This is a genomic window from uncultured Empedobacter sp., assembly GCF_937930195.1.
Classification (GTDB): domain Bacteria; phylum Bacteroidota; class Bacteroidia; order Flavobacteriales; family Weeksellaceae; genus Empedobacter; species Empedobacter stercoris.
Genome location: NZ_CALGVK010000164.1, coordinates 1 through 14,291 on the forward strand (window position 1 = coordinate 1; position 14,291 = coordinate 14,291).

Here is a 14,291-nt window from a genome sequence, read left to right on the forward strand (position 1 = left end):
ATTTGAAGTCCTTTTTTATTGTTATATAATTGTGAGAATTATTTTAAAGTTTTTTTCTCAGCTTCACGATAGAAAGTTTCTTTCTGATCGTTTCCTAATGTTTTGTATGCTTGAATTAAGTTACGAATAACCAAACGATTTTCTGGTTGAATTTCGTACATTTTTTCAAGATAAGGAACTGCTTCTGTAAACAAAGCTTTACGTTTTGTTTCGTTTGCATTGTAAATTTCCTTCTCTTTTTTTGATGTTCCTAAATTGTTGTTCATCGCTTCAACAATTTCTTTGTCTGCTTGTAAAATAGCTAACACTAAATTGTTATAAGATTCGAAATGTTTTGGGTTTAACTCAATCGATTTTTGGAACATTTTTTTAGCCTCTTCTGTTTTAGATTTATCATCTAAATATAAAACGCCTAAGTTGTAATAGTTTTGCGCATCATTTGGATTAATTTTAATCGCTTCTTCGATACGTTTTAACATTTTGTCAGAATTTCCAGATACTTGGTAGATTGCAGTCGCAATGGTGTTGATGTCAGCATCAGTAGGGTATTTATCAATAGCTTCTTCTACAATTGCATCGTGTTTTTTTGCATTGTATAAACCATTAAGAGCTAAAATATACATATCACGGTTGTAATCTTTTGTTTGATTAGCCGATTTACCTGTGAATCCTTTTGCAGCTAATTCTTTCAAAATTGTTAATGATTTGTCATAATCATTTGCATTGTAAAAACAGATTGCAGCTTGGTATTTATATATATCTTCTTTTGTACCTAAAGCTTCAACTAAATTATAAACGTTCAAGAATTTTGTTCCTGCTTCTGTGTATTGTTTAGCATCCATTGCTTTGTTAGCAGCGTCTAATTCTTTGTTCGCTAAAGTAGAAACTTCTGATTGCAATAAGAAACCATATTTTGGTTGTAATGCAACTTCTTTTGCTTTTGCATAATTACCAGCTGCAGTTGCTTTATCTAAATCAGCTTGAGAATAGTAAAACTCATCTTTTTTAGTGTCTTTATTTTTGACTTGCCAAACTTTGCCGTTTTCGTATTTAGATAATTTTGCTAAATCTTGACTTGCTTTTGTAACGTCACCTTTTGCTAAGTTTTCTTTTGCTAATTTATTGTATTTTTCAGCTAAAACTGTAGGTTCTGTTGTTAATTCTTCTGAGTTTGTTTGAGCAAATGATGTTGACATTGCTAAAACTAAACCTAAACTAAATAATAATTTTTTCATTGATTATTCTTTATTTGGATCCTCAGCAGGTGTTTCACTCGCTTGAGTTTCGTTGTTTTCGTTTGTATTTTCTACAATAATTGGATTTCCTTCTTCATCAACTTCCATTTCGTCTTCCAATTCTTCTTCAACTTGCACTTTTGCAATAGCTGCAATTTCATCGTTCTTTTTCAAGTTAATCAATCGAACACCTTGCGTTGCACGACCCATTACACGTATTTCATCTAAACCTGTTCTAATTGCGACTCCAGATTTATTAATAATCATTAAATCATCTTCATCTGTAACCGCTTCAATTGCGATTAATTTACCTGTTTTGTCAGTGATATTTAAAGTTGTGACACCTTTTCCACCACGATTTGTTTCGCGGTAATCTTCTATAGATGAGCGTTTTCCATAACCTTGTTCAGAAACGACTAATACAGTCTCTTTTTCTACATCAGTTACAACAATCATTCCGACAACTTCATTATCAGGTTGATCACCTAAGTTGATTCCACGAACACCTGAAGCAGTACGACCCATTGGACGAACTTTTTCATCTTCGAAACGAATTGCTTTACCATATTTAGAAGCGATCATAATTTGAGATTTACCATCTGTTAATAATGCTTCTAATAATGTATCACCTTCACGAACTGTAATTGCGTTAATACCATTTGTACGTGGACGAGAATAAGCTTCTAAAGATGTTTTCTTGATGATACCATTTTTAGTTACCATAATTACGTAATTATTATTTACGTATTCTTCGTTCATTAAGTCGTGTGTTAAGATGTAGGCTTTTACTTTGTCATCTGGTTCGATGTTGATTAAGTTTTGTATAGCTCTACCTTTAGATGTTTTAGAACCTTCTGGAATTTCATATACACGCATCCAAAAACATTTACCTTTTTCTGTAAAGAATAACATGTATTGGTGATTAGATGCTGAAACCATATATTCTAAGAAATCTTCGTCACGAGTTGTAGCAGCTCTGTTACCAACTCCTCCGCGAGATTGTTTGCGGTATTCTGAAAGTGGTGTACGTTTGATATAACCCATGTGAGAAATTGTTAAAACAACTTGTTCATCAGGAATTAAATCTTCTATATTTAAATCACCACCTGCATAATTGATTTCTGTACGACGTTCATCACCATATTTTTTACGAACCTCTAATAGTTCGTCTTTGATAATTTGCATTCGTAAATCTTCGTTTGCTAAAATATCTTTTAAGTGATTAATCATTTTCATGATTTCTTCGTACTCTTCACGAATCTTATCAATCTCAAGACCAGTTAATGTACGTAAACGTAAATCTAAGATGGCACGTGCCTGAATTTCTGATAACTCAAAAGCTTCCATTAATCCTGTACGAGCATCCTCTGGTGTTGCAGATTCGCGAATAATTTTAATTGCACGGTCCAAATCATCTTGTGTTCCGATTACTTTCATGTAACCTTCTAAGATGTGTGCTCTTTCTTGTGCTTTTCTTAATTCGTATTCAGTACGACGAATAACAACTTCGTGACGGTGTTCTACGAAATGATAAATCATATCTTTCAAGTTCAATTGCTCTGGTCTTCCATTTACCAAGGCAATATTGTTTACACTGAAAGATGATTGTAATTGAGTGAATTTAAATAATTTATTTAAAACTACGTTAGGAACTGCGTCCATTTTTAAGACATAAACGATACGCATACCTTTACGGTCAGATTCGTCACGAATCTCAGAAATACCATCTAATTTACCGTCTTTTACCAACTCAGCAGTTTTTGCAATCATGTCTGCTTTGTTAACTTGGTAAGGAATTTCTGTTACGATAATACAATCGCGCCCATGTACTTCTTCGAAATTAGTTTTTGCACGTAAAACAACACGTCCACGTCCAGTTTCGAAGGCTTGTTTTACTCCGTCGTAACCATAAATAGTACCTCCAGTTGGGAAGTCTGGTGCTTTGATATATTGTGTTAATTCGTCAATTGTAATTTCACGATTATCAATATAAGCGATAGTTCCGTCAATAACTTCTGTTAAGTTGTGCGGAGCCATATTTGTAGCCATACCAACTGCAATACCAGATGCACCATTCACTAATAGGTTAGGAACACGTGTTGGTAAAACCGTAGGTTCTTGGATTGTATCGTCGAAGTTTAGTTGAAAATCAACTGTTTCTTTATCTAAATCAGCTAATAATTCGTCTGATATTTTTTGAAGTCTTGCTTCAGTATAACGCATTGCAGCGGGTGGATCACCATCTACAGAACCGTAGTTACCTTGTCCGTCAACTAATAAGTAACGCAAAGACCAAGGTTGTGCCATACGTACCATAGTGTCGTAAACAGAACTGTCGCCATGTGGGTGAAATTTACCTAAAACTTCCCCTACAATACGTGCCGACTTTTTGTAAGAACGATTAGAAAAAACACCTAATTCATACATTCCGAATAATACTCTACGATGTACAGGTTTTAAACCATCACGCACATCCGGAAGCGCACGAGATACGATTACCGACATCGAATAATCGATGTAAGCGGATTTCATTTCATCCTCAATGTTAATTGGGATTAGTCTTTCTCCTTCAGTCATATTGTTTTGTTATATAAGGTGGCTAATATACGAATTTTAAGCAAAAAAAAGACTGATAAAAACAAGATATTTGATGTTTTATGAAACTTTTAAGGATTCATTTTACATCGTTCCGAAAATTGGTTGATTTGATTAAGTGAAACAAAATGTTGATAAGTTTTAATTGTTATTGTTTTAATTTTCTCTTGCTTAACAAAAAAATGTTTTTATATTTGCACTTCGAAAATTACAAAGTGTAGAACGGAACGCGGTTTACTATTAATTCAGCTTTTTTGTAATTTTCTATCATTTTGATTTTTGAATTAATAATATTAACTGTATATTTGCAACCCATTCGAGTAATGGATTAGAAACTTAGTAAAGATGAGTAAGAGAACATTTCAACCAAGTAACAGAAAAAAAAGAAACAAACACGGATTCCGTGAGCGTATGGCTTCTAAAAACGGGCGCAAAGTATTAGCTGCTCGTAGAAAGAAAGGAAGAAAAGCATTAACTGTTAGTGAAGTAAGAGCTAAAAGATAATCGCTACAATTCATAAAAAATAAGCTTGAAGGTCGTTCTTTCAAGCTTTTTTTTTACATTTGTTTTAAAGACTGTAATAAGTATGGAAGCTAAAAATGTAATTGAGTTAAGTCAATCATCTATATATCAAAGAAATCATTTAGTATTATCGGACGTTAATTTTACACTAAACGAAGGTGAATTTGTTTATCTAATCGGGAAAACGGGAAGTGGAAAAAGTAGTTTGTTAAAAGTACTTTATGGTGATTTACCACTACAATCAGGGCAAGGAGCTGTGGTTGGAATGGATTTGAAATCATTAAAAACAAGTAAAATTCCAGACCTTAGAAGGCATTTAGGGATTGTCTTTCAGGATTTCCAATTATTAACAGACCGTACAGTTGAACAAAATTTAATCTTTGTTTTGAAGGCTACAGGTTGGAAAGATAAAGCGACAATTGATAAACGTATCGATGAGGTTTTAGATGCAGTAGGTATGTTGTCTAAAAAGAAAATGATGCCATTCCGTCTTTCAGGTGGTGAGCAGCAGCGTGTTTCTATTGCTCGTGCTTTGTTGAATCATCCAGAATTGATTTTAGCTGATGAGCCGACAGGAAACTTAGATCCAGAAACTTCAAATGACATAATGGATTTGTTGTTATCTGTGTCAAAACAAAATAATTGTGCAGTTTTAATGGCTACACATGATTACGAAATTATTCGTCGTTATCCTGCTCGTAAAGTACGTTGTGAAGACGGAAAATTATTTGAGGTTACTGAAGCAATCACAGAATAAAAATTTATATACAATATAATTTTAAAGAAAGAGTTTACTTAGTTGTAGACTCTTTTTTTTATATATTAAACTAATAAAATGTTTAGAGATAAACCATTACATTTTGTAAGCATGGACACACCTTTTCCTCCAAGTTATGGTGGAGTGATTGATGTGTTTTTTAAATTACAGGCTTTTCATCAATTAGGGGTAAAAGTGTATTTACATGTTTTTGGATTTAAAGAAAATAAAGAGAGTGGTTTAGAAAAGTATGCTGAAAAAGTCTACTATTATCCTATCAAGCAAAATCCTTTTTTGGTTTTTAATAAATCTCCATTTTCAGTTTGTTCAAGAAATGGAAATAAATTATTTGAAAATATAACCAAAATTGACGCACCAATTTTTTTTGAAAGCCTTAAAACGACAGATATTATTCGAAAATTTAATTTATCAAATCAAAAAAAATATTTAAGATTACATAATATTGAGCAAAATTATTTTGAAGGTTTAGCTTTAAGTGAAACAAATATTCTTAAGAGAGTGATGTATTACTTAGAAGCTAAAAAGTACATTAAATATGAGCCGATTATGAGTCATTTTGATCAAATTTTCACGTTGTCTAATTATGAACAAGATTATATATATCAAACGTTTTCTAAAGGTAAATTTATACCTGTTTTTCATGGGAATAATACCTTTTTTAATTTAAAAGGTTGTGGTCATTATGCCTTGTATCATGGGGATTTAAGAGCAGCAGATAACCGTAGAGCTGTAGAATTTTTGATTGATGTTTTTAACGATATAGATTATCCTTTAATCATCGCTTCAAGTTCTAAACAAGCATGGGTTGAAGATAAAATAGTTGGTAGAAAGAATATTAAATTTATTTACTTAGAAGATTTTAAACATCTGTTAACGTTGTTTAAAAATGCTCAAATGAATATTAGTTGGTCTTTTCAGCAGTCTGGAACGAAATTGAAAGTTGTAAATGCATTATTTAATAGTCGATATTCTATTATTAATGACAATGTGATAGATGACGATCATATTCGTCAATTATGTATTGAAGTTAAGAATAAAAAGGAGCTTATTGAACAAATTAATTTATTGAAAAATAAACCATTTATTGCTTCAGAAACTTACAAATCTATTTTAGAAACTTATTTAAATGACAGAATGAATGCAAAAAATATTTTAAACGAAATTTTTTCTTAAATTTAAATACAATTAACAACGAATATGCGCAGAGAAAATTTTGCAGATTTAATTTTACAAAAAATTAAAGACCAAAAAGACACTATAAAACAGCAATATCATACTTCTAAAAATAAAATTGGATATTTTTGGATAGATGATTTATTGCCAAAAGATTTAGCATTGGAAATTAATGAAAACTTTCCTTCTAAAGATGAAATGGTTTTGAAAAAAAGTTTGAAAGAAGATAAATATATCGCTGTTCAAATGAACCAATATCATCCTATTTTGGAAGAGATTATTTATGCTTTTCAAGACGAAAGAATTGTGAGTTTGATTGCAGAAATATGTGATATAAAGCAACCTATTCCAGATTCTTCTTTGTATGCTGGCGGATTGTCGATGATGGGAAATAAACAATTTTTACAACCACATTTAGATAATTCTCATGATGCAAAAAGAGAATTATGGCGCGTATTAAATTTATTGTATTATGTGACACCAGATTGGAGAGAAGAGTATGGAGGAAATTTAGAAATTTGGCCAAATGGATTGAAGAATGAGCAGATTACAATTTTTAGTAAATTCAATCGATTAGCTGTAATGGCGACGCATAATGAATCGTTGCATTCGGTTTCACCAATAAAATATGAAGGGTTTAGAAAATGTGTGTCGAATTATTATTTTTCGAAAGAACCTTTAAGAGAAACAGATTCGTTTCATGTTACATCTTTTAGAGGGCGTCCTGAACAAAAAGTGTTGGATCAAGTTTTACAAGTTGATAATGCGTTGAGAATGGGGGTTAGAAAGGTTTTTAAGAAAGGAGTAGTCGAAAATCCGCATGTATATAAAAAAGAAAAAGAATAGGTTAAGGAGATTAACCTATTTTTTTATTTGTTCAAAAATTGCTTTAAGTTTTATTTCTTCGTTTTCCCAACAAAGTTCTTTTGCAGCTTTTGCAAGATTTTCTTGGTAACTTCGTTTTCCTTCGTTTAAGATCTCTTGTGCTGTTTCGGCCAAATGTTTTGGTTCATGGTTTATAATCACTTTACCTACGTTGTATTCTTCTACCATTTTTTTTATCTCTGGTAAATTTGTCGCTAAAATAGGAACTCTTGCTTGAATAAAGTCAAATAGTTTATTCGGTAGAGCATAGCGATAGCTTAAACCTAAATCTTCTTCCAAACTCATTCCTACATCAGCTAAAGGTGTTATGGTTTTTAAAGTTTTTGGGGGGATATTTCCTAAAAAATGAATGCGATTTGTAAGGTTTAAATTTTTTACCAATTGCTCGTATTCTGCTTTTTTTGGACCTTCTCCAGCAATCCAAAATTGACAATTTTCGACATACTTAAATGCTTCAATCATTTTATCGATTCCTCGACTCATATTGATTGCTCCTTGATACATTAAAATTTTGTCATTCGTTGGATTTTCGGGTAAGCGAAAGAAAATAAAATCTTGTTTATCATTCAGTTTTGTTCGATTGGGAACATTTCTAATCACAACCGGATTAGCGCCATATTCTTTATGAAACCAATTAGCATATCCATCACTAACGGTGTAAAAATGATTGATTTTTGGAAGTAAGAATTGTTCTAAAGTTTTCCATATTTTTTTTGTTTTTGGACGATTCTGAAGTGATGGTAACTCTGAGAAAATCTCATGACTATCAAAAACTAAAGGTCTATTTTTGATTTTGCTGACCAAGTAAAAAGGGAATAAACTGTCCAAATCATTTGCTAATAAAATGGTCTTTTTATCTGTTTTTTTTAATAAAGTAAAAAATAATTTCCAATTAAATTCGGCATACATTTTCATCGTTGATTGATTATTCATCTCAATCAAATGCGTTTTGTATGGTTTATTCAAATTTGGCTTTCCTTTTAATGTTGCGCCAATTAATTCTACATCATATCCAAATTTCAATAAAGAATGACAAACTTTATCTAATCGTTGATCCGTTTCAATATTATTTAATACTGCAGAAAGAATTTTCAATGTTGTGGTTTTTAAAGGTTATTTTCCAGGTTTAAAAGCAATATAATAAGCCTGTACTAAAAATAATAACGCATTCGGAATAAGAACTGGCCAAGCCTTAATCATTGCAGCATAAATTACAAAACATATACACCCTATTGCATTGATAATACGAATGGTTGTGATTTTTGAAAAAAAGAATGCTAGTACAATAAAGACTGAAGCTAAATAGCCAAAAATATCAGCTATACCAATATTAGATAAAAAATCCATAAAATGATAAATAAGAATGATAAAGTATAGGCAAAATTATGAAAAATAAGTCGATAACTTTGTGTAAATTTGCACAATGATAGAAACTTTATCAAAGATAAAACACAAAGATTCGCCAAATTTCTTTTTACTTGCTGGTCCATGTGCCATCGAGAATGAGGATATGGCTTTGAGAATTGCTGAAAAAGTAATTAACATTACTGATAAATTAGAGATTCCTTATGTTTTTAAAGGATCTTTCAGAAAAGCAAACCGTTCTCGTATTGATAGTTTTACAGGAATTGGAGATGAAAAAGCATTGAAGATTATTCAAAAAGTAGGCGAAACATTTGATGTTCCTACAACAACGGATATTCATGAACCTTTTCATGCAGAAATGGCTGCAGCTTATGTAGATGTTTTACAAATTCCTGCTTTTTTGGTTCGTCAAACGGACTTAGTTGTTGCTGCAGCAAAAACAGGGAAGCATGTTACGCTGAAAAAAGGACAGTTTCTTTCGCCAGAAGCAATGAAATTTCCTGTTGAAAAAGTGACAGATTCAGGTAACAATAATGTAGCTATAATCGAACGAGGAACAATGTTAGGTTATGGTGATTTAGTGGTGGATTATCGTGGAATTCCTGTGATGCAAAACTATGCGCCAGTTATTTTAGATATCACGCATTCATTACAACAACCAAATCAAGCTTCGGGTGTTACAGGAGGAAAACCAGAGTTAATCGAAACGATTGCAAAAGCTGGAATTGCTGTAGGTGCTGACGGAATTTTTATCGAAACGCATCAAGATCCTAAAAATGCAAAAAGCGACGGAGCAAATATGTTACAATTAGATTTGTTAGAAGGATTATTAACGAAATTAGTTAGAGTTCGTCAAGCAATTCTTTAATTTTTTTTTTTTAGAATTCAATAATATTAAATAATACTTAATCAACTTGATTAAGTATTTTTAATTTTTTAGATATGAATAATTTAATCCAAAAATACAATATTCCAGGACCTCGTTACACAAGTTATCCTACAGTTCCATTTTGGGACAATAATGGATTTACAAAACAAGGATGGGTGGAAACTTTCCAACGATCTTTTGATGAAAGTAATGCAGAAGAAGGAATATCAATTTATATTCACTTACCTTATTGTGAGTCTTTGTGTACATTTTGTGCATGTAACAAACGTATTACTAAACAACATTCGGTAGAAATTCCTTATATTGATACAGTTTTGAAAGAATGGAAATTGTATGTAGATTTATTTTCATCTCGACCAAAAATTAAGGAAATTCATTTAGGAGGAGGAACACCAACTTTTTTCTCTTCAGAAAATTTGAAGAAATTAATTGATGGTATTTTTGAATATGCGGATGCTGCCGAAGGACACGAATTTAGTTTAGAAGGACATCCGAATAACACAACAAAAGAACATTTACAAGTATTATACGATTTAGGCTTTAGACGTATTTCGTATGGTGTACAAGACTATGATCTTAAAGTTCAGAAAGCGATTAATCGTGTTCAACCTTTCGAAAATGTGAAAAGAGCAACAGAAGAAGCGCGTAAAATTGGTTTTTCATCGATTTCTCACGATTTGATTTTTGGGCTTCCTCATCAAACAATGGAAGGAATGTTAGAGACAATTAATTTGACAAAACAACTTAATCCAGATCGTATTTCTTTTTATAGTTATGCACATGTACCATGGATAAAAGGAGTTGGACAACGTGGTTTTCATGAAGAAGATTTACCTACGCCAGAATTGAAACGTGCTTTGTACGAAGAAGGAAAAAAAATGTTCGAAGAAATGAATTATTTCGAAATAGGAATGGATCACTTTGCATTAGAACACGATTCGATGTATCAATCAATGAAGGAGCATACATTACACCGTAATTTTATGGGATATTCTTCTTCGAAAACACAATTAATGGTAGGCTTAGGAGTTTCTTCTATTAGCGATTCTTGGTATAGTTTCGCACAAAATGAAAAAACAGTAGAAGAGTACGAAAAATCAATCCATAACGGAGAATTATCCGTTTTCAAAGGTCATATTTTATCAGAAGAAGATTTAATTATGCGTCGTCATATTCTAAATTTAATGTGTAATTTAGAAACTTCTTGGGCTGATGAAAGTATGAGATTTGATGATGTAGAGCGAATTAAAACGATGTTACAAGGCATGGTAGACGATAATTTGATTGAATTTGTAGAAAATGGTTTAATCGTGAAAGAACAAGGACGTCCATTTGTTCGAAATTTATGTATGACATTCGATAAGAGAATGATAGATAACGAGCCTGAAACACGTATTTTCTCAATGACAATCTAATAAAATAGATAAATGTTTTAAACTTTATCAAAAAAAGTATATATTTGAATATCTCAAACAATGAAAGAAATAGAAATTCACGGTAAAAAATTTATTCCGTACATCGCATTTGAAGAAATAGAACACGCCATCAAAAATATGGCAAACGAAGTTTATGAAGAATACAAAGACGAAAGGCCGATTTTTGTCGGAGTTTTAAACGGAGTTGTCATGTTCTTTAGCGATTTCTTAAAACAATATCAAGGAGAATGTGAGATTTCTTTCTTGAAGTTAAAATCTTACGAAGGAACAGAATCAACAGGAAAAGTTCAAATTGAGATGGATATTCCGATGAGTGTTGAAGGACGTCATGTAATTATTTTAGAAGATATTGTAGATACAGGTAATACGTTAGTAGAATTGCACCGTATCTTGAAAGAGAAAAAGGTGAAATCTTTGAAAGTAGCTACTTTATTATTTAAACCAGATGCTTACAAAAAAGAGTTGAAAGTAGATTTAGTAGGAATTTCTATTCCTGACAAATTTGTAGTAGGTTATGGATTAGATTTTGACGGATTAGGAAGAAATTTACCAGATATTTATCAAATAAAACATTAAACAACATGCTAAACATTGTATTGTTCGGACCTCCTGGCAGTGGTAAAGGAACACAAGCTAAATTTTTAGAAGAAAAATACCAAACTCCTCAAATTTCTACAGGAGACTTGTTCCGTTTCAACTTAAAAAATGAAACAGAATTAGGTGCACTTGTAAAATCTTACATGGACAAGGGGCAGTTAGTTCCAGACGAGGTGACAACAAATATGTTGGTTGATCATTTAGACAATAATCCAAATGAACAAGGATATATTTTTGATGGATATCCACGTACTACGTCTCAAGCAGAGGCTTTAGATAAAATCCTTGCTGATAAATATAACAACGAAGTTTCGATTACATTGGCATTAGTTGTCGATGACGAAATTTTAGTAGAACGTTTATTAGAGCGCGGAAAAACATCTGGACGTGCAGATGATGTAGACGAAAAAATAATTCGTGATCGTATTACTGAGTATTATCAAAAAACTGCAATTGTAGCTGAACACTACAAAGCACAAGGAAAATGGGTTGAGATTGATGGAGTAGGTTCTATTGAAGATATTACTGAAAAGTTAAACGCAGCAATTAAAGAAGTTTTGTAAGAACAACTTTATATAGAAATAAAAAGGATTCTTGATTGAGAATCCTTTTTTTATTATCAAGTTTAATTTATTTAGTCAAACTTTGTACGAGTTATTTATCTTCAACCAATCCTTTGCAAATATTCTTTACAACAGCAGGACCTTCGTAAATAAAACCTGTGTAAACCTGTAATAAACTTGCACCAGCTTCCAACTTTTCTTTTGCATCTTCGGCTGTATGAATACCGCCAACACCAATAATAGGAAAGGCTTTGTTCGATTTTTCTGAAAGATAACGAATGACTTCTGTCGAACGCTTTTTAAGTGGTTTTCCTGAAACGCCGCCTGTTTCTTTTACAATCTCTGGATCAGAATTTAATCCTTCTCTTGAAATGGTTGTATTAGTAGCTATAACTCCAGCAATTTTAGATTCTAACACGATTTCAATAATATCGTCTAATTGAGAATTGGTCAAATCAGGAGCGATTTTAAGTAAAATAGGCTTTGGTATTTCGTGTTGGTGATTGTATTGTTGCAAATATTTTAAGATGTACAATAAGGGTTCTTTTTCTTGTAAATCCCGTAATCCTGGTGTGTTTGGCGAACTTACGTTCACGACAAAGTAATCAACATAATCAAACAAAGCATTGAAGCATTTCACATAATCATCAACCGCATCTTCGTTTGGAGTGACTTTATTTTTACCAATATTTCCACCAATGATATAACGCTCGCGATGAGGTAATTCTTTTATTTTTTTAACAGCATAGTCAACACCTTTATTATTAAATCCCATTCGATTAATAATTGCTTCATCTTCAACTAAACGAAACATTCGAGGAGCTTCGTTTCCGGGTTGAGGTTTTGGTGTAACGGTCCCAATTTCGATAAAACCAAATCCGAAGTGGTTCAATTCTTCGATGTATTCAGCATTTTTATCAAAACCTGCAGCTAAACCAATTGGATTTTTGAACTTGATTCCAAAAACTTCACGTTCTAAACTTGGATGATTGAATTGATAAAATTTATCTAATAGTTTTCCAACACCAGGAAATGCAACATAATTTTTTAGGTTACGCATAACAAAATGATGCGCATCTTCAGGCTGTAATTGAAATAGAATTTGCTTGACTTGTTTGTACATGCTGCAAAATTAAACATATCCGATAAATATTCAACTCAACTATTCATCAGTTTTACAATATTTTGAAACTTAACAATTAGATTTTAATAAACAAATTAGAAATCGTACTTTTGCAGACTAATTAAAAGAGAGAAAATATGCAATCAAATTTTGTTGACTACGTAAAAATAAATTGTAGAGCCGGACATGGAGGTGCGGGTTCAGCAAGTTTGCATCGCGAAAAATATATTGACAAAGGAGGACCAGATGGTGGAGATGGTGGACGTGGAGGAAACATCACACTTGTAGGAAACTCAAATCTTTGGACATTGTTAGAATTTCGATTTAAAAAACATTTCCGTGCGCAAAATGGTGGTCGAGGAGGTAAATCTCGTTCAACTGGTGCTGATGGTGAAGATATTATTTTGGAAGTTCCGATTGGAACAATTGCCAGAGATGAAGAAGGAAATATTATTGGCGAAGTAACAGAAAATGGACAAAAATTAATTATTGCAAAAGGAGGAAAAGGAGGTTTAGGAAACTGGCATTTCCGTTCTGCAACACGTCAAACACCTCGTTATGCACAACCAGGTATAGAAGGAGATGAACTTTATGTTACATTGGAGTTGAAAATTTTAGCTGATATTGGATTAGTAGGTTTTCCAAATGCTGGTAAATCGACTTTGTTATCGGCTGTCTCGGCTGCAAAACCTAAAATTGCAGATTACGCATTTACAACTTTAACACCTAACTTAGGGATTGTTGATTATCGTAATCACCAGTCATTTATTATGGCAGATATTCCTGGGATTATCGAAGGAGCAGCAGAAGGAAAGGGACTTGGACATCGCTTCTTACGTCATATCGAGCGTAATTCGAATCTCTTGTTTTTGATTCCTGCGGATGCAGAAGATTATAAAAAAGAATATGAAATTCTGTTGAATGAATTGAAAAAATTTAATCCAGAATTATTAGATAAAGGACGTGTTTTAGCTATCTCTAAATCAGATATGTTAGATGATGAATTGGAAGCTGAAATTAGAGCACAATTACCAACTGATATCGAAACAATATTTATTTCGTCAGTTTCTGGAAAAGGAATTACAGAATTGAAAGATTTATTGTGGAAAAAATTACATGAATAATTAATT

14 protein-coding genes are annotated in these 14,291 nt (G+C 32.1%); 9 read left to right on the forward strand and 5 right to left on the reverse strand.

What is annotated here, in order from left to right:
* Positions 1-38: 38 nt before the first annotated feature.
* Both Q0616_RS09365 and gyrA read right to left on the reverse strand, forming a co-directional pair.
* Entirely contained in the window at positions 39-1,235 is a 1,197-nt protein-coding gene (locus Q0616_RS09365; protein ID WP_298776699.1) for a tetratricopeptide repeat protein, read from the reverse strand.
* Between the two features lie 3 nt (positions 1,236-1,238).
* Complete coding sequence (gene gyrA / locus Q0616_RS09370; protein ID WP_298776702.1) at positions 1,239-3,812, reverse strand: DNA gyrase subunit A; 2,574 nt, start codon at positions 3,810-3,812, stop codon at positions 1,239-1,241.
* A 363-nt stretch (positions 3,813-4,175) separates the two neighbouring features.
* Here gyrA and rpmH point away from each other — a divergent pair, with 363 nt between their 5' ends.
* From rpmH to Q0616_RS09390, 4 genes are all read left to right on the forward strand, one after another.
* Positions 4,176-4,334: a 50S ribosomal protein L34 gene (rpmH, locus tag Q0616_RS09375; protein ID WP_019974979.1), complete on the forward strand. Its 159-nt coding sequence runs from the start codon at positions 4,176-4,178 to the stop codon at positions 4,332-4,334.
* Positions 4,335-4,416: 82 nt separating this feature from the next.
* Complete coding sequence (locus tag Q0616_RS09380) at positions 4,417-5,109, forward strand: ATP-binding cassette domain-containing protein (RefSeq protein ID WP_171623222.1); 693 nt, start codon at positions 4,417-4,419, stop codon at positions 5,107-5,109.
* Between the two features lie 78 nt (positions 5,110-5,187).
* A complete protein-coding gene (locus Q0616_RS09385) occupies positions 5,188-6,303 on the forward strand; it encodes a hypothetical protein (protein WP_298776705.1) in 1,116 nt (371 codons plus the stop codon).
* Between the two features lie 24 nt (positions 6,304-6,327).
* The gene (locus tag Q0616_RS09390; protein ID WP_286484363.1) at positions 6,328-7,149 is read left to right on the forward strand and encodes a 2OG-Fe(II) oxygenase; all 822 of its coding nucleotides are present in this window, start codon (positions 6,328-6,330) and stop codon (positions 7,147-7,149) included.
* 15 nt (positions 7,150-7,164) lie between these two features.
* On the opposite strand, the gene Q0616_RS09395 is transcribed toward Q0616_RS09390, so the two are convergent.
* Positions 7,165-8,283 carry a glycosyltransferase gene (locus Q0616_RS09395; RefSeq protein ID WP_298776707.1) on the reverse strand — a complete coding sequence of 373 codons (1,119 nt, stop codon included), beginning with the start codon at positions 8,281-8,283 and terminating at the stop codon, positions 7,165-7,167.
* A gap of 18 nt (positions 8,284-8,301) precedes the next feature.
* Positions 8,302-8,535, reverse strand: coding sequence for a uroporphyrinogen decarboxylase (locus Q0616_RS09400; protein WP_188319124.1), 234 nt, complete (start codon positions 8,533-8,535; stop codon positions 8,302-8,304).
* A 76-nt stretch (positions 8,536-8,611) separates the two neighbouring features.
* Here Q0616_RS09400 and kdsA point away from each other — a divergent pair, with 76 nt between their 5' ends.
* The 4 genes from kdsA to Q0616_RS09420 all read left to right on the forward strand — a co-directional run bounded on the left by kdsA (position 8,612) and on the right by Q0616_RS09420 (position 12,038).
* Positions 8,612-9,421, forward strand: coding sequence for a 3-deoxy-8-phosphooctulonate synthase (kdsA, locus tag Q0616_RS09405; protein WP_171623227.1), 810 nt, complete (start codon positions 8,612-8,614; stop codon positions 9,419-9,421).
* A gap of 74 nt (positions 9,422-9,495) precedes the next feature.
* Positions 9,496-10,857 carry an oxygen-independent coproporphyrinogen III oxidase gene (hemN, locus tag Q0616_RS09410; protein WP_298776716.1) on the forward strand — a complete coding sequence of 454 codons (1,362 nt, stop codon included), beginning with the start codon at positions 9,496-9,498 and terminating at the stop codon, positions 10,855-10,857.
* Between the two features lie 60 nt (positions 10,858-10,917).
* On the forward strand, positions 10,918-11,454 hold the full coding sequence (hpt, locus tag Q0616_RS09415) for a hypoxanthine phosphoribosyltransferase (protein ID WP_171623229.1): 537 nt from the start codon (positions 10,918-10,920) through the stop codon (positions 11,452-11,454).
* Between the two features lie 5 nt (positions 11,455-11,459).
* On the forward strand, positions 11,460-12,038 hold the full coding sequence (locus Q0616_RS09420; protein ID WP_171623230.1) for an adenylate kinase: 579 nt from the start codon (positions 11,460-11,462) through the stop codon (positions 12,036-12,038).
* A 91-nt stretch (positions 12,039-12,129) separates the two neighbouring features.
* On the opposite strand, the gene Q0616_RS09425 is transcribed toward Q0616_RS09420, so the two are convergent.
* Positions 12,130-13,161 (reverse strand): quinone-dependent dihydroorotate dehydrogenase, encoded by a 1,032-nt coding sequence (locus Q0616_RS09425; RefSeq protein WP_171623231.1) that lies wholly within the window; start codon positions 13,159-13,161, stop codon positions 12,130-12,132.
* 137 nt (positions 13,162-13,298) lie between these two features.
* Here Q0616_RS09425 and obgE point away from each other — a divergent pair, with 137 nt between their 5' ends.
* Complete coding sequence (gene obgE, locus Q0616_RS09430; RefSeq protein WP_171623232.1) at positions 13,299-14,285, forward strand: GTPase ObgE; 987 nt, start codon at positions 13,299-13,301, stop codon at positions 14,283-14,285.
* Positions 14,286-14,291: the final 6 nt, after the last annotated feature.